This window comes from Cellulomonas sp. Root485 (assembly GCF_001426705.1).
In the GTDB taxonomy this organism is placed as follows: Bacteria; Actinomycetota; Actinomycetes; order Actinomycetales; family Cellulomonadaceae; genus Cellulomonas.
Window position 1 is genome coordinate 649,495 of sequence record NZ_LMFC01000001.1, and the last position, 23,049, is coordinate 672,543.

Annotated in this window: 20 protein-coding genes; 14 read left to right on the forward strand and 6 right to left on the reverse strand. The window is 72.5% G+C overall.

Features of this window, described 5'->3' with window-relative positions; all coding sequences use genetic code 11:
- Positions 1–534 (reverse strand): DUF1697 domain-containing protein, encoded by a 534-nt coding sequence (locus tag ASD16_RS03145; protein WP_055912694.1) that lies wholly within the window; start codon positions 532–534, stop codon positions 1–3.
- Positions 535–668: 134 nt separating this feature from the next.
- Here ASD16_RS03145 and nirB point away from each other — a divergent pair, with 134 nt between their 5' ends.
- From nirB to ASD16_RS03175, 6 genes are all read left to right on the forward strand, one after another.
- Positions 669–3,260: a nitrite reductase large subunit NirB gene (gene nirB, locus ASD16_RS03150; protein ID WP_055912697.1), complete on the forward strand. Its 2,592-nt coding sequence runs from the start codon at positions 669–671 to the stop codon at positions 3,258–3,260.
- Entirely contained in the window at positions 3,257–3,631 is a 375-nt protein-coding gene (nirD, locus tag ASD16_RS03155; protein WP_055912700.1) for a nitrite reductase small subunit NirD, read from the forward strand. Before nirB ends, nirD begins: the two co-directional genes overlap by 4 nt.
- A gap of 5 nt (positions 3,632–3,636) precedes the next feature.
- On the forward strand, positions 3,637–4,899 hold the full coding sequence (gene cobA / locus ASD16_RS03160) for a uroporphyrinogen-III C-methyltransferase (RefSeq protein ID WP_082570684.1): 1,263 nt from the start codon (positions 3,637–3,639) through the stop codon (positions 4,897–4,899).
- Positions 4,896–6,011, forward strand: a complete 1,116-nt coding sequence (locus tag ASD16_RS03165) for a uroporphyrinogen-III synthase (protein WP_055912707.1) — start codon at positions 4,896–4,898, stop codon at positions 6,009–6,011. The genes cobA and ASD16_RS03165 overlap by 4 nt, the downstream gene beginning before the upstream one ends.
- Positions 6,011–6,751: a sirohydrochlorin chelatase gene (locus ASD16_RS03170; RefSeq protein ID WP_082570566.1), complete on the forward strand. Its 741-nt coding sequence runs from the start codon at positions 6,011–6,013 to the stop codon at positions 6,749–6,751. The genes ASD16_RS03165 and ASD16_RS03170 overlap by 1 nt, the downstream gene beginning before the upstream one ends.
- Positions 6,752–6,815: 64 nt before the next feature.
- The gene (locus ASD16_RS03175; RefSeq protein ID WP_055912710.1) at positions 6,816–7,571 is read left to right on the forward strand and encodes an alpha/beta hydrolase; all 756 of its coding nucleotides are present in this window, start codon (positions 6,816–6,818) and stop codon (positions 7,569–7,571) included.
- A 50-nt stretch (positions 7,572–7,621) separates the two neighbouring features.
- On the opposite strand, the gene ASD16_RS03180 is transcribed toward ASD16_RS03175, so the two are convergent.
- The 4 genes from ASD16_RS03180 to ASD16_RS03195 form a co-directional block, all read right to left on the reverse strand.
- The gene (locus tag ASD16_RS03180) at positions 7,622–9,874 is read right to left on the reverse strand and encodes a hypothetical protein (RefSeq protein WP_055912713.1); all 2,253 of its coding nucleotides are present in this window, start codon (positions 9,872–9,874) and stop codon (positions 7,622–7,624) included.
- Position 9,875: 1 nt separating this feature from the next.
- Entirely contained in the window at positions 9,876–10,547 is a 672-nt protein-coding gene (locus ASD16_RS03185; protein WP_055912716.1) for a hypothetical protein, read from the reverse strand.
- A 249-nt stretch (positions 10,548–10,796) separates the two neighbouring features.
- A complete protein-coding gene (locus ASD16_RS03190; protein ID WP_055912718.1) occupies positions 10,797–11,372 on the reverse strand; it encodes an NYN domain-containing protein in 576 nt (191 codons plus the stop codon).
- A gap of 67 nt (positions 11,373–11,439) precedes the next feature.
- Positions 11,440–12,936, reverse strand: a complete 1,497-nt coding sequence (locus tag ASD16_RS03195; protein WP_055912721.1) for an endo-1,4-beta-xylanase — start codon at positions 12,934–12,936, stop codon at positions 11,440–11,442.
- Positions 12,937–13,129: 193 nt separating this feature from the next.
- Here ASD16_RS03195 and ASD16_RS03200 point away from each other — a divergent pair, with 193 nt between their 5' ends.
- Entirely contained in the window at positions 13,130–13,615 is a 486-nt protein-coding gene (locus ASD16_RS03200; protein WP_055912724.1) for a MarR family winged helix-turn-helix transcriptional regulator, read from the forward strand.
- On the opposite strand, the gene ASD16_RS03205 is transcribed toward ASD16_RS03200, so the two are convergent.
- A complete protein-coding gene (locus ASD16_RS03205) occupies positions 13,604–14,464 on the reverse strand; it encodes a serine/threonine-protein kinase (protein ID WP_055912727.1) in 861 nt (286 codons plus the stop codon). The two genes, ASD16_RS03200 and ASD16_RS03205, sit on opposite strands and share 12 nt — an antisense overlap.
- Positions 14,465–14,635: 171 nt before the next feature.
- Between ASD16_RS03205 and ASD16_RS03210 the strand changes: the two genes are divergently transcribed.
- The 7 genes from ASD16_RS03210 to hemQ all read left to right on the forward strand — a co-directional run bounded on the left by ASD16_RS03210 (position 14,636) and on the right by hemQ (position 23,039).
- The gene (locus ASD16_RS03210) at positions 14,636–15,664 is read left to right on the forward strand and encodes a LacI family DNA-binding transcriptional regulator (RefSeq protein WP_055912730.1); all 1,029 of its coding nucleotides are present in this window, start codon (positions 14,636–14,638) and stop codon (positions 15,662–15,664) included.
- A gap of 207 nt (positions 15,665–15,871) precedes the next feature.
- The gene (locus ASD16_RS03215; protein ID WP_055915624.1) at positions 15,872–17,557 is read left to right on the forward strand and encodes a glycoside hydrolase family 13 protein; all 1,686 of its coding nucleotides are present in this window, start codon (positions 15,872–15,874) and stop codon (positions 17,555–17,557) included.
- Between the two features lie 75 nt (positions 17,558–17,632).
- Positions 17,633–19,027 (forward strand): ABC transporter substrate-binding protein, encoded by a 1,395-nt coding sequence (locus ASD16_RS03220; RefSeq protein WP_055912733.1) that lies wholly within the window; start codon positions 17,633–17,635, stop codon positions 19,025–19,027.
- A gap of 115 nt (positions 19,028–19,142) precedes the next feature.
- Positions 19,143–20,072 carry a carbohydrate ABC transporter permease gene (locus tag ASD16_RS03225; RefSeq protein ID WP_055912736.1) on the forward strand — a complete coding sequence of 310 codons (930 nt, stop codon included), beginning with the start codon at positions 19,143–19,145 and terminating at the stop codon, positions 20,070–20,072.
- Positions 20,069–21,037: a carbohydrate ABC transporter permease gene (locus ASD16_RS03230; protein WP_369817898.1), complete on the forward strand. Its 969-nt coding sequence runs from the start codon at positions 20,069–20,071 to the stop codon at positions 21,035–21,037. The genes ASD16_RS03225 and ASD16_RS03230 overlap by 4 nt, the downstream gene beginning before the upstream one ends.
- A 90-nt stretch (positions 21,038–21,127) precedes the next feature.
- Positions 21,128–22,321 carry a ferrochelatase gene (locus ASD16_RS03235; RefSeq protein WP_235523087.1) on the forward strand — a complete coding sequence of 398 codons (1,194 nt, stop codon included), beginning with the start codon at positions 21,128–21,130 and terminating at the stop codon, positions 22,319–22,321.
- 25 nt (positions 22,322–22,346) lie between these two features.
- Complete coding sequence (gene hemQ / locus ASD16_RS03240) at positions 22,347–23,039, forward strand: hydrogen peroxide-dependent heme synthase (protein WP_055912739.1); 693 nt, start codon at positions 22,347–22,349, stop codon at positions 23,037–23,039.
- The last annotated feature ends 10 nt before the right edge of the window (positions 23,040–23,049 follow it).

Consider the following 23,049-nt stretch of genomic DNA (forward strand, 5'->3'; position numbering starts at 1 on the left):
TCAGGCACGCTCGCGGGCGAGCCGCTGCAGCGCGAGGACGGTGTTCCAGTTGCGGGCGGTCCCCGGCCGGCCGGTAGCCTTCTCGAGCACGGGGAGGGTGAGCTTGGAGCGGCCGATGCCGTCGGGGTAGTACGCGTAGGTCTCGTGGCCGGCGAACGCGACGCGCTCGCGACCGTACGGCGACGGGTCGAAGTCGGTGCCCGCGGGGGCGCCGTCCCAGCAGTACAGGACGAGGTGCGAGGGGTCCGAGGACGCCTCGTCGGGGTACGGGAGCCGCTGCACGATGGCGTCCCACTGCGTCAGCGACCGGGTCACGACGGGGACGTCGAAGCCGAGCTCCGCGACGAGCGCCTCGGCCAGCCCCGGTCCCACGGCGGAGGCTGCTCCGGAGGGGACCAGCACGATGTTCCCGCTGTTCACGTAGGTGGTGACCTGGGTGTGGCCGAGGCTCTCGGCGACCTCGCGCAGCTGCGCGGACTTCACGGTGCGGCCGCCGACGTTGACGGCACGCAGCAGGGCGATCACGGGGCTCATGCCCTCACTCTCACACCAGGCACCGACGTCGTGTGCGGGAAAGGTTCCTCCCAGGTAACCGAGCGACGCCATCGGGGAAACAACCGGTTCCTACCGTGGGACGTGCCCCACCCCCCAGCCCGACGGAGCACCCTATGAACCAGCACCTCGTCGTCGTCGGCGGCGGCATGGTCGCCCAGCGGCTGGTCGAGGCGTTGCGCGACCGCGACACCGCCGGCACCTGGCGCATCACCGTCCTGGCGGAGGAGCCGCGTCGCCCGTACGACCGCGTCGCCCTCACCAGCTACTTCTCGGGCCGCGACGCCGACGACCTGGCCCTCGGCGACCCGGAGCTGTGGTCGGACCCGCTGGTCACCCTGGTCCGCGACGACGCGGTGACGCACATCGACCGCGACGCCAAGACGGTGACCACCGCGCACGGCCGCACGGAGCACTACGACCACCTCGTGCTGGCGACCGGCTCGTCGGCCTGGGTCCCGCCGATCGAGGGCACGGACCTGCCGGGCGTGTTCGTCTACCGCACGGTCGACGACGTCGCGGAGCTGCGCGGCTACGTCGAGAAGCTCTCCGAGGACCGGGTGGTCAAGGGCGCGGTCCTCGGTGGCGGTCTGCTCGGGCTCGAGGCCGCGGGCGCGCTCCAGGCGCTCGGTGCCCGCACGACCGTCCTGCAGGTGGGCACGCACCTCATGTCGACGCAGGTCGACCTCGGCGGCGGCGAGGCGTTGCGTCGGCTCATCAACAACCTGGGTGTCGGGGTCCGCCTCAACGCGATGACGACGAAGATCCGCCCCCACCGGCGCGGTGGTGTGGGTCGGTTGGAGCTGGCCGACGGTGGCCGGGTCGACGCGGACGTCGTGGTGATCGCCGCGGGGGTCCGGCCGCGCGACGAGCTGGGCCGCGCGTCGGGCCTGGCGATCGGTGAGCGCGGCGGGATCGTCGTCGACGACACGTGCCTGACCAGCGACCTCGACATCTCGGCCGTCGGCGAGGTGGCCTGCATCCAGGGCGCGACGATCGGGCTCGTCGCCCCCGGGTACGCGATGGCGGAGATCACCGCCGACCGTCTGCTGGGCGGGACCTCGGAGTTCCCGGGCGCGGACACCGCGACCAAGCTCAAGCTCTCCGGCGTCGACGTCGCCAGCTTCGGTGACGCGTTCGGGGAGACGCCGGGCGCCCTGGAGATCGTCTGGGCCGACCCGGTGGGCGGCGTCTACAAGAAGCTCGTCATGTCGGACGACGCCCGCACCCTGCTCGGCGGCGTCCTCGTCGGCGACGCCAGCGCGTACTCGAGCCTGCGCCCGATGCTCGGCCGCGAGCTGCCCGGTGACCCGGCCGCTTTCCTGCTGCCCGAGGGTGGCGGGGGAGCGCCGGAGCTGGAGCTGCCCGACGACGCGGCCGTCTGCTCGTGCAACAACGTCTCGGCCGGCACCATCCGCGGCGCCGTCACCGACCACGGGTGCACCGACCTCGGCGCGGTCAAGGCGTGCACCAAGGCCGGCACCAGCTGCGGCTCGTGCCTCCCGCTGGTCAAGAAGCTGGTCACCACCGAGCTCGCGGCACAGGGCATCGAGGTCAGCACCTCGCTGTGCGAGCACTTCGCCCTGTCCCGCGCGCAGCTCTACGACGCCGTGCGGGTCAGTGGCGTCTCGTCGTTCACGCAGGTCATCGAGCGGTTCGGCACCCGAGCCGACGGGCGCGGCTGCGACATCTGCAAGCCGACGGTCGCGTCGATCCTGGCGACGACGTCACCGGCGCACGTCCTGGAGGGCGAGCGGGCCACGCTGCAGGACACCAACGACCACGTCATGGCCAACCTGCAGAAGGACGGCTCGTACTCGGTGGTCCCGCGCATCGCCGGCGGCGAGGTGACGCCCGAGGGGCTCATCGCGATCGGCGAGGTGGCCAAGGACTTCGGCCTGTACACCAAGATCACCGGCGGCCAGCGGATCGACATGTTCGGCGCCCGCATCGACCAGCTGCCCCTCATCTGGCAGCGCCTGGTCGACGCGGGGTTCGAGTCCGGCCACGCCTACGGCAAGTCGCTGCGCACCGTGAAGTCCTGCGTCGGCTCGACGTGGTGCCGGTTCGGCGTGCAGGACTCGGTGGCCCTCGCGGTCATGCTCGAGCTGCGGTACCGCGGCCTGCGCTCGCCGCACAAGATCAAGCTGGGCGTCTCGGGCTGCGCGCGGGAGTGCGCGGAGGCCCGCGGCAAGGACGTCGGTGTCATCGCGACCGACAAGGGCTGGAACGTGTACGTCGGCGGCAACGGCGGCTTCACGCCGCGGCACGCGCAGCTGCTGGCGGAGGATCTGGACACCGAGACGCTGGTCCGCACCATCGACCGGTTCCTCCTCTACTACGTGCGCACCGCGGACCGGCTGCAGCGCACCGCGCCGTGGATCGAGGACGTCGAGGGCGGTCTCGACGGTGTCCGTGCCGTCGTCATGGAGGACTCGCTGGGCATCGCGGCGGACCTCGACGAGCAGATGGCGCAGCACGTGGTCGAGTACGAGGACGAGTGGCGCGCCACGCTCGAGGACCCGGAGAAGCTCCGCCGGTTCGCGTCCTTCGTCAACGCCCCCGACACCCCGGACCCGTCGCTCGCGTACGTGCCGGAGCGCGGCCAGTCGCGCCCCGCCACGGCTGACGAGCGCGAGGGCGCCAGCCCGACGCCGCACCACGAACCCGTTCTCGTCGCCGGAGCCCGACTGGAGGTGCGCTCATGACCGCGCTGGACACGATCGTGTGGACCACGGTGTGCCGCCTCGACGACCTCGCTCCCGAGCGTGGCGCCGCGGCGCTCCTCGGCGCCGACCAGGTCGCCCTGTTCCGGCTCGTCGACGGCCGTGTGCTCGCGGTCCAGCAGCACGACCCGTTCAGCGACGCGTTCGTGATCTCGCGGGGCATCGTCGGCTCCCGGCACGTCGAGGACGCGGAGGTACCGACGGTCGCCTCCCCGATGTACAAGCAGGTGTTCGACCTGACGACCGGCCTTTGCCTGGACGTCGCCGGGAAGACACCCGCGCGGGACCTGGCCCCTGACCTGCGCACCTGGCCCGTCCGGGTGCGCGACGGCCTCGTGGAGGTGGGCTCGTGACCACGATGCTCGGGCTCCAGCTGACCGGACGGCGGGTACTCGTCGTCGGCGGCGGACCCGTGGCCGCTCGCCGCGTGCAGTCCTTGCTCGCCGACGCCGCGAAGGTGGTGGTCGTCGCGCCGCAGCTGTGCGAGGTGCTCCTCGACCTGCACCGCTGGGGCCTGATCGAGTGGCGCGTCCGCGAGGTCGAGGAGTCCGACCTCGACGGCGCCTGGCTGGTGCACACCGCCACGGGTGACCGCTCGACGGACGCGGCCGTGCTCGCGTGGGCCACCGCGCGCCAGACGTTCTGCGTCGACGCCGGCTCCGGCACCGACGGCTCGGCACGCACACCGGCGACCACGCAGCAGGGCGACGTCCTGGTGGGCGTGGTCTCCACGGGTGCGGCAGACCCGCGGCGCACGATCGCCGTGCGCGACGCCGTCGCGTCCCAGCTGCGGGAGGGTCAGGTCGACCTGCGGTCGCACCGCGCGCACCCGGGCCGTGTCGTGCTCGTCGGCGGGGGACCGGGCGACGTCGGCCTCCTCACGCTGGCCGGTCGCCGGGCGCTGGCCGAGGCGGACGTCGTGGTCACCGACCGGCTCGGACCGGTCGCCGTGCTCGACGAGCTGGCGCCGGGCGTCGAGATCATCGACGTCGGCAAGACGCCCGGTCACCACCCGGTGCCGCAGCACGAGATCGGCCGGATCCTGGTGGAGCAGGCCCAGCGCGGCCGCGTGGTGGTCCGGCTCAAGGGTGGGGACCCGTTCGTCTACGGCCGGGGCGGCGAGGAGGTGCTCGCCTGCCGGGAGGCCGGCGTGCCCGTCGAGGTCATCCCCGGGGTGAGCAGCGCGTTCGGCGCACCCGCCGCTGCCGGCATCCCCCTCACCCACCGCGGCACGGTCGGTGCCGTGCACGTGATGAACGGGCACGACGGCTGGTCGTCGGCGGCCCTCACGGGCCTGCGGGACGGGTCCTGCACGGTCGTCGTCCTCATGGGCGTGAGCGCGCTGGCGACCCTGGCGACGGAGGCGCTCGACGCCGGCGCGGACCCGGCCACGCCGGTCGCCCTGGTCGAGGAGGGCACCCTGCCCGGCCAGCGCGTCACGCGGGCGCGCCTGGACGACGTGGTCGACGTCGCCGCAGCCGCGGGCGTGCGAGCCCCCGCGGTGATCGTCCTGGGTGCCGTGGCTGCGGCCGGGCTGCTCGAGCCGGACCATGGTGACGCCGCTCACACGACCGAGTCGCCGGACGCATCGGCCTCCGGGGCCGTCACAATGGCCACGTGAGCGAACCTATCGACCAGACCCTCGCGGGACTCGTCGTGCTCATCACCGCCGACCGCCGGTCGGCCGAGCTCGCCGCCGCACTGGGTCGCCGAGGTGCCTCCGTCCGGCACGCCCCGGCGCTGAGCATGGTGCCCCACATCGACGACGCCCGGCTGCTCGAGGGCACCCGGTCGCTGCTGGCCCACCCGCCGGACACCGTGGTGGTCACCACCGGTATCGGGTTCCGCGGCTGGATCGAGGCCGCGGACGCCGCTGGGCTCGACGAGCCGCTCGTGCAGATGCTCAAGGGCACCCGGATCGTCGCGCGCGGCCCCAAGGCACGCGGTGCGATCCAGGCCGCGGGCCTCACCGCCGACTGGGTCGCGGAGTCCGAGACGAGCGCCGAGATCGCCGAGGTGCTCCTCGACGAGGGGGTCGCCGGTCGCGACATCGCCGTCCAGCACCACGGGGCCGGCGCGGACGGTCTCGACGAGGCGTTCGCCGCCGCCGGCGCCCGGGTTCGCAGCCTCGTCGTGTACCGCTGGGGTCCGCCCCCGGACCCGTCCGTGGTGAGCGCCTCGGTGCGTGGCGTCGCCGCGGGCGAGATCGACGCGGTCGTCTTCACGTCCGCGCCCGGTGCGCACGCCTGGTTCGAGGCCGCCGACGAGGCGGGTGTCGCCGACGACATCGCGGCGCTCGCGCGGCGCGGCAGCGTCGTGATGGCGGCCGTCGGACCCATCACCGCCAAGCCGCTGCTGGACCGGGGCATCGAACCGCTCGTGCCCGAGCGCGGCCGGCTGGGCGCGCTGGTCCGGACCCTCGTCGGCCACTACGGCGGGCTCCAGGCCCTGCAGACGATCGCGGGCCCGCTCCAGGTGCACCGCGGGACCGCGGTGCTCGACGGTCACGTGCTTGCGCTGACCCCGACGGGCCTGGAGGTCCTGCGGCTGCTGGCCGCCGCCGGCGGGGCCGTGGTGCCGCGGGACCAGGTGCTGGCCGCGCTGCCGGGGGACTCGCAGGACCCGCACGCCGCCGAGGTGGCCATCGCCCGCCTCCGCGACGCGACCGGGAGCCGCCAGCTCATCCGCACGGTGGTCAAGAGGGGCTACCGTCTCCAGCTGGAGGAGGTCTGATGACGAACGCACTGCACGCCCGTGGCCCTGCTCCTGACGGCCCGCGCGGGGACATCGACGCTCCGGTGCTCGTCGGGTGCTCCCACGGCACCGACGACCCCGACGGGCGCGCCGCCGTCCGCTCGATCCTCACGGGCGTCGCGGCCTACCGGCCCGAGCTCGACGTGCGCGAGGCGTTCGTGGACGTCCAGGAGCCCGAGGTCGCCGACGTCGTCTCGCACGCCCTCGACAGCGACGCGTCCGGCGCCGTCGTCGTCCCGCTGCTGCTGTCCGTCGGCTTCCACGTGAAGGTCGACATCGCCGCAGCGGTCGACCAGCCCGGCGCCACGGCCGCAGCGCCCCTCGGGCCGGACCTGCGGCTCGTCGACATCCTCGTGGACCGCCTGGAGACCGCGGGCCTCGCCCCCGACGACTCGGTGGTGCTCGCCGCGGCGGGGTCCACGGACCCCGCGGCCGCCCTCGCGGTGGAGTCGGTCGCGGCAGGACTGGCCGACCGCCTCGACCAGCCCGTGACCATCGGCTACGGGGCCGGCGCGGAACCGCGCGTGCCCGCCGCCGTCGCGGCCGCTCGCGCCGACGCGCCGCCCGGAGGCCGGGTCGTCGTGGCCTCCTACCTGCTCGCACCCGGCTACTTCTACGACCGCGTGATGGAGGCGGGGGCCGACGTGGTCGCCGCCCCGCTCGCCCCGGACGAGCGGCTGGTACAGATCGTGCTCGACAGGTACGACGCCGCGACCTGACGGGACGTTCCCGCACGTGAGACGCGGGTTGCCCCGAACCGTTCCGTACCTCTAGGAACGAGGGATGCCCACCCTCCGGTCCTCCGTCGCCGCCGCCGCCACCGTCGCCTGCCTGCTCGGTCTGGTGGCCTGCACCGCACCGAGCGACGACACCGCGGAGCCCACGGCGACCCCTACCGGACCGGCCGGGATCGTCGCGTCGATGCGCCCCGCGGACCGGCCGACCTGCCTGCCCGAGGGCGCGGCTGCGGTCACCACCGGCCCCGAGGACGACCCGACGCTGGTCGCGTTCGCGGGTTCCGGTACCCGCGGCGTGGTGCTCGCCCCGCAGAGCGACGGCCAGGTCTGCCAGTGGGCGCGCGAGCTCGTCCGGCTGGTCGAGGAGGGCTACCTCGTCGCGACGTTCAGCTGGTCCGACGTGGGCGAGCGCTCGTTCACCGACGCGGTCGACGTGCTGCGCGGGGTCGGCGCCACGGAGGTGGCGTTCGTGGGGGCGTCGAAGGGCGGCATGTACGCCGCCGCGCTCGCCGACGAGCTCGACCCGGTCGCCGTCGTCGCTCTCGGACCGCCGGTGGAGTACGACGGCCACGACGCACACGCGACGGCCAGCAGCTACACCGGACCGCTCCTCGTGGTCGCCTCCACCGAGGACCGCAGCGTGCCCGCGCTGTCGTCGAAGCTGGTCTCCCGCGCCGACGACCCCGCCACGTTCGTCGAGCTCACCGGCAGCGCGCACGGTGTCCAGCTGCTCAACGGGGAGCACCGGGAGCAGGTCGAGCAGCTCATCGACGACGCGCTCGCCTCGGGCTTCGGAGGCTAGGCACGCCGACGGCGGGCCACCCGTGTGGGGAGCCCGCCGTCGGTGGTGGGTCAGACGAAGCGGCGCCGCGCGAGCGTCGCCAGCCCGATGCCGCCGGCGAACAGGACGATCGCCAGGATGAGGCGCCCGACCGAGCTGGCCCCGGTGCCGTCGACGCCGGCGATCTCGATCGAGTAGGCCGTGGACCCCACCGCACCGTCCGGTGCGCCGTACGCCATGCCCTCGGTCTGCGCCCGCTCGGCACCGGCGCTGAGCACCGCGTACTTCACACCGAAGTCCTCCGCCGTGCCCTGCCCGCTGACGACCACCTGCGAGGTGCCCTCGTCGGACAGCTGCTGCGTCCCGTCGACCAGCTTCGGCGCCCCCTCCGAGGCGGTGACGAGCCCGTCCGACAGCTGCGTCGACCCGTCCGCGGCGGTGCCGAGACCGTCGGAGAGCCGCTGCGAACCGGCAGCCGCCTTGGCGATGCCGGTGGCCAGCCTGCCGGCGCCGTCGTGCAGGTCTCCCGCGCCGTCACCCAGCTGCGCCAGACCGGACGAGAGCCTCTCGCCCCCGGCGCTCAGCTCGTCCGTCCCGGCCTGGAGGGAGTGGATGCCCCCGCGGAGGGTGACGTCCGCCTTCGTGTCGTCCGCGTCGCCCACGGCCGCCTGGACCTTGGTCACCACACCGTTGACCAGCGCGGTGATGCCCGCGTCGACACCGGCGAGGCCCTGCAGGACACCCGGCTTCGTCGAGTCGCAGACGCCGGGCAGCGACGCCGAGCTCAGACCGCACTCGATCTTGGTCAGGTTCCCGGCCGCCCCGGCGAGCCCGACGGACAGTGCCGCCGTGCCGCCCGCGATCGTGGTGGGGACGGTCGTGTCCGTGAGGACGGGGACACCTGCCGCGAGCTGTGCGAGCACCGCGTCGTACTGGGCGAGGTACGCCGGGTTCATCCCGGCCCGCAGCTGCGTGAGGGCGTCGACCCCCGCGTTGAGCTTGTTGCCGAGGGTCACCGAGCCCGCCGAGAGGGTCGAGGCCGATGCCGCGGCACCCGCGACGCCCTGCCGGACCTGGTCGACACCGGCGGCCAGCGTGGCGGTCGCTGCCTGGAGCGAGGCGATGCCGTCGTGCAACGCCTTGGCCTGGGCAGGCAGCGTCCCGATGTCGCCGTAGAGCTTCACGAGGCCGGCATCGACCTGCGCGAGCCCGCCGTCGACCTGGGCGAGCCCGTCGATGAGTGCGGGTGCCTTGCCGCGCATCTCGGCGACGCCCTCGTCGATCCGGCGAGCACCGTCCGCGAGGCTGAGCGCACCGGGCGCGGCGACGTTGTTCAGGCCGGTGGCGAGCTCGTCGGCACCGGGCACCGCCGTCTCGTTGAGGCCCGCCGACAGCTTGGTGGCGCCGTCGCGGAGCTGGAGCAGGCCCGCGAGGAGCTGGGCGGAGCCGTCGTGCAGACGGAGCACGCTGTCGTCGAGCTTGATCCCGGCGCCGGTGAGGTCGACGCCCTTCTGCGCGCCGGCCTGGTAGCTGGCGGCGCCGCCCTTGAACGAGGGGTACTCGAGCGGGGAGACGGGCATCGACGTGAGGGTCGCCTTCGGGACGACCGCGTGGCTGACCTGGGCGGTGTAGCCGAACTCGGCGGTCGGGGACCCGATGGGCGGGAAGAGGGTCATCTGGAACTGCATGCGGGTGCCGCCGCGGCCGTCGCCGGCGATGCCCGCCTCGTCGGACCGCACGTCGGTGAAGCTGGAGGGCAGGACGGTGACCAGCTGGCCGATCATCGGGATGACGGTCTCGGCGGAGGCCGTGGCCATGGTGCCGGTGCCGTCGTCGTAGGTGACGTCCTGCGTCTTGCCGGTGACGTTGGTGACCTTGTAGTGCACGCCGAGGGTGCCGGTCTTGCCGATCACCGCGCCGGGCTGCACGGGCTCACCGTCGAAGGTGTAGGTGACCTCGACCGTGAGCGGGAGGTCCTTGTCGTAGGTGCTCAGGGTGCGTTCGCGGCGCTCGCCGTCGACGGCCAGCGTGCTGACGAGCTTGCCGTCGACGACCGTGTAGCCGCCGAAGCCGTCGAGGTTGCGCAGCCCGTCGGTGGAGACGGGGTTCTCGATGGTCGCGGTGCCGTGGCCGGTCAGGGCGAGCTGCTCGTACACGCGGGCACCCTGGAAGGCGCCGGTCGCGGACAGGCGGGCCTGCACGGTCTCGGTGTTGGTGACGGCCACGTCGCCCGAGTCGGCGGCGAGCGCGGGGGAGCCCCCGGTGCCGACCAGGAGGGGGACGAGGACGAGTGCGGCGGTCGCGGTCGTGGTCGTGCGTCGCACGTCAGGCCTCCGGCTGGGGGTCGAAAGGACGGGTGGCGGGCAGGCCGCGCCGCGGCGCGCGCGGCGCCTCGACGGTGGACGCGGTGGAGGGGGCGTGGTTGCCGGCGCCCTCGTACTGCCCGACGGGCGGCTCGGTCGGCGCGAACAGGGGCGCCTCGGCGGCCGCCTCGGCGGCGCGCTCCTCCTCGCGGTCCTGCACGACGACGACACCGAGCAGGGACGTCGCCAGGAAGCCGGCCCCGGCGGCGAGCAGGATCGACGTCGCTGTGGTGGCCGACGAGGTGACGAACGAGGACGGGTCGGCGGCGTAGGTCGCCTCGTAGGCGCCGGCCATCGCGGCCGCACCGAGCAGGGCGGACCACAGCGGGAGCCGGCCGCGCGTGAGGGCGGCGACACCGAGGCAGACCAGGACGACGACGAGCACGGCGATCGCACGGCCCGCGGCTGCGTCGGGCAGGACCGCGGCGCGCAGGGCGTAGCCGAGCCAGGCGGCGACGAACCCGACGCCGAAGCCGGCGGCGCGCTGCGCGGGGGAGCGGTCGGGCACGAGGCCCAAGGCGCCGCCGAGCGCGGCGCCGAGCAGGGCGACCCCTTGCAGCTCGGGACCGGAGAACAGGACGATCGCCGTCGTCAGGAGCGCGAGGACGAGCCCCGCCAAGATGTGACGCTTCATGACCACCTCGTCGTGGTGACTGGTCCGGACGGGAGACCGTCCGAGCAGTGCGGCTGGTGAGTGGCGCGCCGGAGAAGTCTGCTGACCTGCACCGTCGCCGTTGACGAGGCAGGTCAGCAGACTTCTCCGGCGGGACCAGCGCACTGTCTACCAGCGCACGAAGCATCTGAGCCACGCGGTACTAGGTAAAACCGCACCGGTAGCAGGTACATCGTTATGGCGCCGTGACCTGCGTCACGCGCGGGGTCCTCAGAGGTAGCGCAGCGGGTCGAACTCGTCGAGCGGGATGATCCGCAGACGGGGCAGCTGCACGTTGAACGCGGCGACGTCGCTCTCGAGGTCGAACGTCTCCAGGCCCTTCGCGACGAGCGCCGACAGCTGGGTGCTCGTGAACTCGCGGAACGCCAGGAGACCGACGCGGCGGTCCTCGTCGTCGACCAGCGTCTCCAGCTCAGGTGCGAAGTCGCCGTCGTGGCTGGCGAGCAGCACGTCGCCCCCGCGGCCCGCGATGGCGTCCAGCGTGCGCTTGATGCCGATGTCGACGACCTTCTCGTACGACTCGCCCGACAGCGGGATCGGCTGGAAGCCGATGGCCAGGAGCGCCTGCACGAACGACATCGGCAGCGAGCCACTGGAGGCGTTGAGGAAGAACAGCGCCTTCACGGGCTGGTCCCACGTCTGCTGCGCGAACGTCAGCACGCGTTCCCAGCGAGGCCGCTGCTCGGGGGTGGGGCGGCCGCCGAGGATGGACGAGCCGAGGGTTGCGTCGATGTTCTCGCCGTCGACCAGCAGGTACGTGGTGCGCGGTGCGGCCTCGGTCGTCATCGCGACAGCGTATCCGCAGGTCGCGCACGACGGCCCGGGACCCCGTACGGGTCCCGGGCCGAGTGCGTCACGCCGTCGAGCAGGCCGTGCCGTTGAGGCTGAACGAGCTCGGTGCGGTGTTCGTGCCCGTGTGCGACCCGTTGAACCCGAACTGCTGGTTGCCGCCCGCAGGGATCGAGCCGTTCCAGGCCGCGTTCTTCACGGTGACGGCCGAGCCGGACTGCGTGGTCAACGAGCTCCACGCCTGGGTGACCGTCTGGCCGGACGGGAAGCTGAACGTCAGCGTCCAGCCGTTGATCGCGGTCGACGACGTGTTCTTCACCGTGACGTTCGCGGTGAAGCCGGTGTTCCACTGGTTGACGACGTAGCTCACCTGGCAGCCGCCTGGCTGCGTGGTCGGGGTGGCCGTGGGCGTCGGCGTGACCGTCGGGGTGACGGTCGGTGTCGGCGTGACCGTCGGGGTGACGGTGGGCGTCGGCGTGACGGTGGGCGTCGGGAGGTCACCGAAGGCCGAGACGATCCCGTTGTAGGCGGGCTTCTTGGTGTAGCTGTCGTCCCAGACCAGGGCGGCACCCTGCCCGGAGAAGACGCCGGGGACCCACGAGTACTTGTCGGTGATGCCCCAGATGGTCACGCCCTGGCAGCGGCTGACCGCGAGGCAGATCTGGAACATCTTCTTGTAGTCGGCCGCCTGCGTCGCCAGCTTGGTGGAGTCCGCCGGGGTCGTCATGCGGATGTCGAGCTCGGTGATCCGCACGTCCACGCCGAGGTCGGCGAACCGCTGCAGGTTCTGCTGCATGGTCGAGGGGACCTGGCCGATGATCAGGTGCGACTGGAACCCGACGCAGTCGATCGGCACGCCGCGGGACTTGAAGTCCTTGACCAGGTTGTAGATCGCAGTGCTCTTGGAGTTGATGGCGTCGGTGTTGTAGTCGTTGATGCACAGCTTCGCGTTCGGGTCCGCTGCCCGCGCGGTCCGGAACGCCGTCTCGATGTACCCGTCGCCGATCTTCTGCTGCAGCGGCGAGTCGGTGCGGCGCTCGCCGTTCTCACCGAACGCCTCGTTGACCACGTCCCACGACGACACCTTGCCCTTGAAGTGCGTCGCGACGTTGGTGACGTGGTTCTTCATCGCCGACTCGAGGGCGGTCCCCGACAGGTTGTTGGTCCAGGGCGGCATCTGCGAGTGCCACACGAGGGTGTGGCCGTACAGCTCCTTGCCCGTGCTGGCGGCGTAGCTGGCCACCTGGTCGCCGGAGCCGTAGCTGAACGAGTTCTGCGACGGCTCGGTGGCGTCCCACTTCATCGCGTTCTCCGCGACGACGAGGTTGAACTCGCTGTCGGCGATGGACTTGTAGGCCGACTCCGAGAGCCGGTTGGGGTCGAGCGCGAAGCCGATGTCCTTGCCGGCCGCGGTCGCCAGGTCCTTCAGGGTGGTCGCCGCCTGAGCGGCGGGGATCGCGACCGCGGCGGCGCCGACGGCGATCGTGGCGGCGAGCGCGAGGGCGACGGTGCGCGTCGCGGCTCGGCGCCGGTGGGGTGCAGGTGGGCGTGTGACGGCCATGGGGGTTCCTCCTCGTTGAGCCAGGTGCCGGATCGCAGAGTGGTCGTCGGGGGTCGTCGCCGCGAGGTACCGAAACATTTCAGTCCCGGAGCGCTCGACACTTTCGATAGCGCAGCGCGAGGAACACCCCAGGTGGCGGCGTGGTTGAGACCGGTGATCGATACGTATGCATGAACCCTGGAGGGTGGGGTCGATGACCGACAGTGCGCGCGAGCTTCCCGGGACCCGCGAGGCCGCGGAGGCGTGGGAGTCGCTGTTCCGCGCGCAGGTCGCGCTCATGCGGCGCTTCCAGCGCGACGACGTGTGGGGCGACCTGACCATCCGCGAGTACGACGTCCTGTTCACCCTCTCGGGCTGCCCGGACGGCACGGCACGCCTGCGCGACCTGGGGGAGAACAGCCTGCTGACCCAGCCGAGCCTCTCCCGGATGGTCGAGCGTCTCGAGGTGGCGGGCCTGGTGCGGCGGGGGCCGGTCGAAGGGGACGCGCGCGGGGTGGCGGTCGGCCTGACCGCGGAGGGCTGGCGTGTCCAGCGGGAGATCGGCCGGCGGCACGTGCGGACGATCCGCCGGCTCGTCGGCGGCGCGCTGGACACCCAGGAGCTGGCGACGCTGCGTGCGCTCACCGACAAGCTGCGTACGGCCCAGGCGGGGATCCCGGACGCGGGCTCAGACGCGTAGCGCCCGCAGCTCCGCGGCCACCACGGCCGGCGCCGGGCGCGCGGCGGGGTCCTCGGCGGTCATTGCCAGGAGCAGCCGGCTCCAGTCCCGGCCGAACCGCGCGGGGACCTCGACGGGGTCGAGCAGACGGGCGAGCGAGCTGGCCAGCGGGTCTCCGGGGTACGCGCGCACCCCCGTCAGGCACTCGAGCAGCACCAGGCCGAGGGAGTACACGTCGCTCGGTGGCCCGGCGGGGTGGCCGAGCGCCTGCTCCGGGCTCTGGTAGCCCGCCGTCCCGGACGTGCCTCGGGGCGCTTCCGGTGCGCTCGCCGTGGTGACGGCGATGCCGAAGTCGGCGAGCACCACCGGCATCCACGGCGCGTCCAGGCGCCCGCTGTCGGCACGGTCGGCGGCCACGAGGACGTTCGACGGCTTGACGTCGCGGTGCACGACGCCCGCACCGTGCGCGTGCCCGAGCGCGAGCGCGAGCTGCCGTCCGACGTCGGCCGTGACCGACGGCGTGAGGGGGCCGTCGGCGATCGTGTCGCGCAGGGTGCGACCGTCGACGAGCTCCATGACGAGGAACGCGACGGGACCGCCGTCGGGCAGGACGTCGGCGCCGACGTCGAGGAGCGCGACCAGGCTCGGGTGCGTGAGCGAGGACAGCACGCGGGCCTCGTGCGCATAGCGCCGGATGTCCTGCGGGGTGGCGGCGCCGATCGAGAACAGCTTGAGGGCGACCGCGCGCTGCAGCCGGACGTCCGTCGCCCGGAAGACCTCGCCCGACCCGCCGCGCCCGAGCTGCTGCTCCAGCTGGTACCGGCGGCCGAGTGCCGAGCGCTCCGGCGTGCGGGACTCGGTCGGGGGCACGGGAGTCCTGTCTGTGGCGGGGGCAGCGGGGCGGTACGACGGTAGAAGCCTGCGGGCGCGACCGCACCTCGGTGGCAGCGGAAGTACGGCGAAACGGGTGATCTCGGGCGGGTGAAATGGCTTGCAGCGTCCTGCAAGCCACTTGCAGTGGTGGGCAGTACGCTGACACCCATGTCCAGGCGACTCGCAGAGGTAGCACGCAAGGTCGGCGTCTCGGAGGCGACCGTGAGCCGCGTGCTCAACGGCAAGCCCGGCGTCGCGGAGTCGACGCGGGAGGCGGTGCTCACCGCCCTCGACGTCCTCGGCTACGAGCGACCGACCAAGCTGCGCGGCGAGCGCGCACGGCTCGTCGGCCTCGTGCTCCCGGAGCTCCAGAACCCGATCTTCCCCGCGTTCGCCGAGGTGGTCGGCGGCGCGCTGGCGCAGCAGGGGTTCACGCCGGTGCTGTGCACGCAGACCGCCGGCGGCGTGTCGGAGGCGGACTACGTCGAGCTCCTGCTCGGGCAGCAGGTGTCGGGGATCGTCTTCGCCGGCGGTCACTACGCGCAGCGGGACGCGACGCACGGGCACTACGAGCGGCTCGCCGGGCGCAACCTGCCGGTCGTGCTCATCAACGCCTCGATCGAGGAGCTGCCCTTCCCGCGGGTGTCCTGCGACGACGAGGTGGCCATCGAGCAGGCGATCGGGCACCTGGCGTCGCTGGGCCACACCACCATCGGGCTGGTCCTCGGCCCGGTCGACCACGTGCCTTCCGAGCGCAAGCTGCGGGCGGCGCAGGCGATGATGCAGCGCCTCGGCCTGGAGCTGGGGGAGCGCCAGGTGGTCCGCAGCGCCTACTCCCTCGAGAGCGGGCAGGCCGCGGGGAACCGGCTGCTGCGCGAGGGCGTCACCGGCATCGTGTGCGCGAGCGACCCGCTGGCGCTCGGCGTGATCCGCGCGGCTCGGCGGGCCGGGCTGCGGGTCCCGGACGACATCTCGGTCGTCGGCTACGACGACTCCGCGTTCATGAGCTGCACGGAGCCGCCCCTGACCACCGTCCGGCAGCCCATCGAGCCGATGGGCCGGGCGGCGATCGACCTGCTGGTCAGCCAGATCCACGGCGCCGTGGTGCCCCAGGACGAGCTGCTCTTCGAGCCGGAGCTCGTCGTGCGCGGCTCCACCGGGCCCGCGCCGACCCAGCCGGTGACGCTCGCCGACTGATCCCAGCCGCGCTCCCCAGGCCCCGTCCCGCCGTTCTCGGCGGGTGCGGGGCCTGTGTCGTGCGTGGGCACTTATCGAGATTCACGGACGCGACGGTCACACTTCGATAACTACTCTGTCGGGTTCTTGCGTTGATCCAGTCGTGTCCTTTAGCGTCTGGATCGCGACGACGGCGTCCCGCAGGGCCTTCCTCGTCGGGTGACGTACATGACAGCCCGGCCCCGTCGACGTCGACGGCGGCCTACGAGAGACGAGACGCGAGTGGCGCAGGCGCAGCCGGAGACCGACCCGCAGTGGTGGCGCGGCGCGGTGATCTACCAGGTCTACCCGCGCAGCTTCGCGGACGGTAACGGCGACGGGACCGGGGACCTCGCGGGCCTGCGCTCCCGGCTGCCCTACCTGCGCGACCTCGGTGTCGACGCGATCTGGGTCACCCCCTGGTACGTCTCCCCGCTCGCGGACGGCGGCTACGACGTCGCCGACTACCGGGCCATCGACCCGGCGTTCGGCACCCTCGAGGAGGCCGAGCAGCTCATCGCCGAGGCCCTGCAGGTGGGCATCCGCACGATCATCGACGTCGTCCCGAACCACGTCTCCGACCAGCACGAGTGGTTCCAGGCCGCGCTCGCGGCAGGACCCGGCTCGCCGGAGCGCGAGCGGTTCTGGTTCCACCCCGGCAAGGGCGAGCACGGCGAGCAGATCCCGACCCGCTGGGTCTCCGACTTCCAGGGCAGCACGTGGACCCGCACCACGAACCCGGACGGCACGCCCGGCGAGTGGTACCTGCACCTCTTCGCCCCGCAGCAGCCCGACGTCAACTGGTCCCACCCCGAGGTTGTCGCCGAGTTCGAGTCCGTGCTCCGGTTCTGGTTCGACCGGGGCGTCGCCGGCATCCGGATCGACTCGGCCGCGCTGCTGGTCAAGGACGCGACGCTGCCGGAGGTGCCGAACCACCCCGGACCGGGGGAGCACCCGCACGTCGACCGCGACGAGCTGCACGACGTGTACCGCGGCTGGCGCGCGGTCGCCGACTCCTACGAGGGCACGCGCGTCCTCGTCGGCGAGGTCTGGCTCCAGGACAAGGCACGGTTCGCGCAGTACCTGCGGCCCGACGAGATGCACACCGCGTTCAACTTCGACTTCATGGCGCGCCCGTGGGACGCCAAGCAGCTACGCGAGTCGATCGACATCACGCTCGCCGCGCACGGCCCCGTCGGCGCCCCCGCCACGTGGGTACTGTCCAACCACGACGTCACGCGCCCGGTCACGCGGTACGGCCGCGAGGACACGTCGTTCGCGTTCACGGCCAAGCGCTTCGGCACCCCGACCGACCTGGCCGTGGGCCTGCGCCGGGCGCGTGCGGCGGCCCTTCTGACGGCGGCCCTGCCGGGTTCGCTCTACATCTACCAGGGCGACGAGCTGGGCCTGCCGGAGGTCGAGGACCTGCCGCTGGGCCTGCTGCAGGACCCGATGCACTTCCGCTCCGAGGGCGTCGACCCCGGGCGCGACGGCTGCCGGGTGCCGCTGCCCTGGACCGGTTCCGCGGCCCCGTACGGGTTCGGGTCCGGCGGGTCGTGGCTCCCGCAGCCCGCCGGCTGGGCGGACCTGACCGTCGCGGCGCAGGAGGCCGACCCCGCGTCCACCCTGCACCTCTACCGCGACCTCCTGGCGGTCCGCCGGGCCGAGCCCGCCCTGGGCGACGGACCGATGACGTGGATCGACAGCTCCGACGACGTGCTCGCGTTCGCCCGTGGCGACCTCGTGTGCGTCGTCAACCTGGGCGACGAGCCCGCCACCCTGCCCGCCCACACCGACGTCCTGCTCTCGAGCGCCCCGCTCGAGGCAGGCCTGCTGCCGCGCGACACCGCCGCGTGGCTGCGCACCCCCGCCTGATCCGCACCACCCGACCGCAGCACCTGATCGCGACCTGGCACCCCGTCCGGCGCGTTCCCTCACGAAGGAGTGACGATGAGGTCCTCACGCACCACCGCGCTCGCCATGGCCGGTGTGCTCTCGCTCGGCCTGCTGGCCGCGTGCAGCACGGACGACGAGCCGTCGGGCGACGAGTCCGCCGCCGACGGCAAGGTCACCATCACGGTCGCCGGCCTCCAGCCCGGCGCCGAGGAGACGGCCGTCGACGCGCTGAACGAGCGCGTCGAGCAGTTCGAGGCGAAGTACCCGGACATCGACATCGAGACGCAGGAGTACAACTGGCTGGCGTCGACCTTCGCGGCCGACCTCGCCGGTGGCACGCTGCCCGACGTCTTCGAGGTGCCCGCCACGGACACCAAGGTGCTCATCCAGAACGGCCAGATCGCCGACATCGACGAGCAGGTCAAGCAGCTCTCCTACGCCGAGGACTTCAACCCGGAGGTCCTCGCCGCGGGGCTCAGTGACGACGGCAAGGTCTACGCCGTCCCCGCGAAGTCGATCTACGCCGTGGCGCTGCACTACAACCGGAAGCTCTTCACCGACGCCGGCCTGGACCCCGACAAGCCGCCGACGACGTGGGACGAGGTCCGCTCGGCGGCCAAGACGATCCACGACGCGACCGGTGTGCCGGGCTACGCCATGATGGCGCTCGACAACGCGGGCGGCTGGCAGCTCACCGCCGCGGCCTACTCGCGCGGCGGCCGCACGCAGGTCGTCGACGGCGACACGTACGAGGCCACGCTGACGGACCCGGCGGTCAAGGAGTCGCTGCAGTTCCTCGGTGACCTCAAGAAGGACGGCTCGCTGCTGGAGAACACCCAGCTCGGCTGGGGCGACGTGAACGCCGGCTTCGCCGCCGGCCAGTTCGCGATGTACACCTCGGGCTCCGACATCTACACCGCGCTGGTGCAGAACAACGGCGTCACGGCGGAGAACCTGGACTACGGCCTGACGGCGCTGCCCAACGAGGGCGACGACTCCGGCACGCTCGGCGGTGGCACCTACGCCGCCGTGGCGCCCCAGGCGACCGACGAGGAGAAGGACGCCGCGGTCAAGTGGATCGACTTCTGGTACCTGTCCAAGCTCGTGGACCAGGACCAGGCCGTCGCCGACGCCAAGATCCTCGCGGAGCAGACGCCCCCGCAGGCCGTCGGCACCCCGACGCTCCCGATCTTCAGCAAGGAGCAGTACGAGACCTCGCTCGGCTGGATCCAGGACTACGTCAACGTCCCGCTCGACCACATGGCCGGCTACACGGACGTCATGTTCGAGCAGCCCGTCATCCCCGAGGCTGCCCGCGCGACGCAGGAGACCTACGGCCTGCTGTTCCCGATCGTCCAGGCCGTCATGACGGACCCGGGCGTCGACCTGGACGCGCTGCTCGCCGAGGCGAACACGCAGTCCCAGGCCCTGATCGACCAGGCCGGCTGACCCGCTGAGGGTGCCCGGCCCGGGAAGGTCCGGGTCGGGCACCACCGGCTGCTCCCGCAGTGACCGGTCATCACGTCGCACCCACGACGGCACGCACCCCCGAGAGAAGGACCGCATGACCTCCCACGCCCTCGTCGACCGCCCGAGCAGGAGACGCACCCCGGTCAGCTGGGTCCGCGGCGGAGGCCTGACCACCCTGGTGTTCGCGCTGCCGATGCTGGTGATCTTCGGGGTCTTCTCGTGGGCGCCGATCGTCAAGGCCGTCGTGATGAGCTTCCAGAAGACGAACCTCATCGTGACCGAGTGGGTGGGGCTGGAGAACTTCCAGCGCGTCTTCGCCGACCCGGTGCTGCCCATGGCCGTCCGCAACACCGCGTACTTCGCGCTGCTGGCCCTGATCTTCGGGTACCCCGTGCCGCTGATCGCGGCCGTGCTCATGAGCGAGGTGCGGCGGGCCAAGGGCCTCTACTCGGCCCTGGCGTACCTGCCCGTCGTCGTGCCGCCGGTGGTCGCGGTCCTGCTCTGGAAGTTCTTCTACGACCCGCGGCCGGAGGGCGTGTTCAACACGATCATCGGCTACGTCGGGATACCACCCCAACCCTGGTTGCAGAGCGCGACGTCGGCGATGCCGTCGCTCGTGCTCGAGGCCACCTGGGCCGCGGCCGGTGGCACGGTGATCATCTACCTCGCCGCGCTGACCGCCGTCCCCACCGAGCTGTACGACGCGGCCGAGGTCGACGGCGCGTCGGTGTGGGGGAAGGTCTGGCACGTCACGATGCCGCAGCTGCGTGGCGTCCTGCTCATCACCTTCATCCTGCAGATCATCGGGACCGCGCAGGTGTTCCTCGAGCCCTACCTGTTCACCGGCGGCGGGCCCGCCAACGCGACGGTCTCGGTGCTCCTGCTGGTGTACCGGTACGCGTTCCAGAACAGCCTCGGCGGCAACTACGGCATGGCGACGGCGCTCAGCCTGATGCTCGCCGCGTTCCTCGCCGTGATGTCCCTCGTCTACTTCCGCCTCACGCGCAGCTGGAGCACCTCGTGACCACCACCACCCCTAAGCTCCCGGAGGCGGTGCTGCCCGACGTGCTCGAGAACCCGCCCGCGCGCTCCCGGCGCTCCAGCGCTCCGACGGCGGACCGGACGGCCCTGTCCGTGTCCGACTGGCGCCGCCCGCGCGTGCGCCGCACCTGGAACACGATGCACGTCGTCCTGCTGGTCGTGCTGGTCGTCTGGTGCGTCGGTCCGCTGCTCCTGCTCGGCAAGTTCGCCATCACACCGACGCAGGACATCCTGCGCACGCCCCTGGCGATCTTCCCGAACGGCGTGAAGTGGTCGAACCTGTACGAGGCGTGGTTCGACATCAACATCAGCAAGTACTTCGTCAACACGGTCGTGCTCGCGGCCGGGTCGTGGGTGTCGCAGATGCTCGTCGCGACCACCGGCGGGTACGTGCTCTCCGTGCTGCGGCCGCGCTGGGCGAAGTACGCGCAGGCCCTCGTGCTCGCCACCCTGTTCGTCCCCGCGGTCGTGCTCCTCGTGCCGCTGTACCTGATCATCCTGCACCCGCCGCTGGTCGATCATTCGCTGGTCAACTCCTTCTGGGCGGTCTGGCTGCCGGCCGGGGCGAGCGCGTTCAACGTGGTCCTGGTGACGCGGTTCTTCGACAACCTGCCGCGGGAGATCTTCGAGGCGGCCAAGGTGGACGGCGCCGGTCCGTTCCGGCTGTTCTGGTCGATCGTGCTGCCGATGAGCAAGCCGATCCTCGGCGTCGTGTCCGTGTTCGCGGTCATCGCGTCGTGGAAGGACTTCCTCTGGCCGCTGCTGGTGCTGCGCAACCCCGACCTGCAGCCCCTGTCGGTCCGCCTGCCGTCCCTGGAGGCGACGACGGACAAGGGCACGCTGATGGCCGCCTACGCGATCGCGACGATCATCCCGATCCTCATGTTCCTCGTCTTCCAGCGCATGTTCCTGCGCGGCGCGGGCCTGGGGGGAGCGGTCAAGGGCTGACGCTTTTCTGACAAAGCGTCCGGTCAATCTCACGGGCCGACCGGACCGCTCACCGCGAGACTGCCGTGCACCCGGTGCGATGATCGTTCGGTGGCCCCCGACACTGCCGTGCGCACCTCGTCCGACCGCAGCATCGTCGCCCCGTACGACGCGCTGCTGCTCTTCTCGTTCGGAGGGCCGAACGGTCCCGACGACGTCCTGCCGTTCCTGCGCAACGTCACCGCCGGGAAGAACATCCCCGACGAGCGGCTCGCGGTCGTCGCGGAGCACTACCACCACTTCGGCGGCGCGAGCCCGATCAACGGCCAGAACCTGGCGCTGCAGAAGGCGCTCGTCGACGAGCTCGCCCGCCGCGGTATCGACCTGCCGGTGGTATGGGGCAACCGCAACTGGGAGCCGTACACGACCGACGCGCTGTCGGCCGCGTACTCCGACGGCGCCCGCCGGATGGTCGCCCTGGTCACGAGCGCCTACTCGTCGTACTCGGGCTGCCGGCAGTACCGGGAGAACCTCTGGGCGTCGCTCGACGAGCTCGGCACCGACGTCGGTCTCGGCGAGGGCGAGCACCCGCTGACCGTCGACAAGGTGCGGTCCTACTTCAACCACCCCGGCTTCGTGCAGGCGAACGTCGACGCGGTGACCGAGGCGTTCGAGTCGATCGGCCGCGACGCGCGCCTGGTCTTCGTCACGCACTCGATCCCCGACACGATGGAGGAGGCCTCGCAGCTCGCCGGCGCGTCGTACAGCGCGCAGCACCTCGACGTCGCCGCCACGGTCGCCGCGGCCGTCGAGGAGCGCCTCGGGCGGCCCGTGACCTGGGACCTGACGTACTGCTCGCGCTCCGGCCCGCCCAGCCAGCCGTGGCTCGAGCCCGACGTCAACGACCACCTCACCGCGCTGGCGGCCGACGGGGTGCAGGCCGTGGTCCTGTCGCCGATCGGGTTCGTCTCCGACCACATGGAGGTCGCCTTCGACCTCGACACCGAGGCGCTGGAGACCGCGGCCGGACTCGGCCTCGTGGCGGTGCGCGCCGACTCCGTCGGGACGCGCGAGCCGTTCGTGCGCGGGCTCGTCGACCTGGTGCTGGAGCGGGCGGCCCTCGCCCGGGCGCTCGACGCGGGCCTCGGTGCGCCGGTCATGGAGCCGGGCGAGACGCCCGTGCCGGAGGCCACCGTCGGTGACCTGCCGCCGTTCCGTTCTCTGTGCCGGCCCGGCTGCTGCCAGATGCGGGCCGGAACCCCGACCGGCATCCCCGCCGCCTGCTCGTCCGACCCCTGGTCCTGACCACCACACTGCTGGAGCCCTTGCGATGACGCACGACGCCGAGACCCTCAACGCCACCGTCCGCTACACGATGTGGACGGTCTTCGCGCTGGAAGAGGTGCTGCCCGAGGACGACGACGAGCGCGCCGAGCTCATCGCCGCGGCCCAGGCGGCCGTCGCCGACGACGGCCTGGTGGTGCGCGGCTGGTACGACGTCGCGGGCCTGCGCGCCGACGCGGACCTCATGGTCTGGTGGCACGCGGAGACGATCGAGGAGGTGCAGGGCGCCTACCAGCGGTTGCGCGCCAGCGACCTCGGCCGGCACCTGCTGCCCGTCTGGTCCGTCGTGGGCCTGCACCGGCCGGCGGAGTTCAACCGGTCGCACGTCCCGGCCTTCCTGGCGGGGGAGCCCGCAGGCGACTACATGACGGTGTACCCGTTCGTGCGTTCCTACGACTGGTACGTGCTGCCCGAGGACGACCGCCGCCGGATGCTCGTCGAGCACGGCCAGGCCGCGCGCGGGTACGCCGACGTGCGCGCGAACACCGTCTCCGCCTTCGCGCTCGGCGACTACGAGTGGATCCTCGCGTTCGAGGCGCAGGAGCTGCACCGGATCGTCGACCTGATGCGGGACCTGCGCGCCACCGACGCCCGCCTGCACGTGCGCGAGGAGGTGCCGTTCTACACCGGCCCGCGCGTGACGCTGGAGACGTGGGCGGACCGCCAGCCCCGCGGCTGACACCCGTGCC

Bases quoted from the DNA above. Each gene is read 5' to 3' on its own strand.
- ASD16_RS03145 (WP_055912694.1), bottom strand. From the start codon at position 534: ATGAGCCCCGTGATCGCCCTGCTGCGTGCCGTCAACGTCGGCGGCCGC.
- nirB (WP_055912697.1), top strand. From the start codon at position 669: ATGAACCAGCACCTCGTCGTCGTCGGCGGCGGCATGGTCGCCCAGCGG.
- nirD (WP_055912700.1), top strand. From the start codon at position 3,257: ATGACCGCGCTGGACACGATCGTGTGGACCACGGTGTGCCGCCTCGAC.
- cobA (WP_082570684.1), top strand. From the start codon at position 3,637: ATGCTCGGGCTCCAGCTGACCGGACGGCGGGTACTCGTCGTCGGCGGC.
- ASD16_RS03170 (WP_082570566.1), top strand. From the start codon at position 6,011: ATGACGAACGCACTGCACGCCCGTGGCCCTGCTCCTGACGGCCCGCGC.
- ASD16_RS03175 (WP_055912710.1), top strand. From the start codon at position 6,816: ATGCCCACCCTCCGGTCCTCCGTCGCCGCCGCCGCCACCGTCGCCTGC.
- ASD16_RS03185 (WP_055912716.1), bottom strand. From the start codon at position 10,547: ATGAAGCGTCACATCTTGGCGGGGCTCGTCCTCGCGCTCCTGACGACG.
- ASD16_RS03190 (WP_055912718.1), bottom strand. From the start codon at position 11,372: ATGACGACCGAGGCCGCACCGCGCACCACGTACCTGCTGGTCGACGGC.
- ASD16_RS03195 (WP_055912721.1), bottom strand. From the start codon at position 12,936: ATGGCCGTCACACGCCCACCTGCACCCCACCGGCGCCGAGCCGCGACG.
- ASD16_RS03200 (WP_055912724.1), top strand. From the start codon at position 13,130: ATGACCGACAGTGCGCGCGAGCTTCCCGGGACCCGCGAGGCCGCGGAG.
- ASD16_RS03210 (WP_055912730.1), top strand. From the start codon at position 14,636: ATGTCCAGGCGACTCGCAGAGGTAGCACGCAAGGTCGGCGTCTCGGAG.
- ASD16_RS03215 (WP_055915624.1), top strand. From the start codon at position 15,872: ATGACAGCCCGGCCCCGTCGACGTCGACGGCGGCCTACGAGAGACGAG.
- ASD16_RS03220 (WP_055912733.1), top strand. From the start codon at position 17,633: ATGAGGTCCTCACGCACCACCGCGCTCGCCATGGCCGGTGTGCTCTCG.
- ASD16_RS03225 (WP_055912736.1), top strand. From the start codon at position 19,143: ATGACCTCCCACGCCCTCGTCGACCGCCCGAGCAGGAGACGCACCCCG.
- hemQ (WP_055912739.1), top strand. From the start codon at position 22,347: ATGACGCACGACGCCGAGACCCTCAACGCCACCGTCCGCTACACGATG.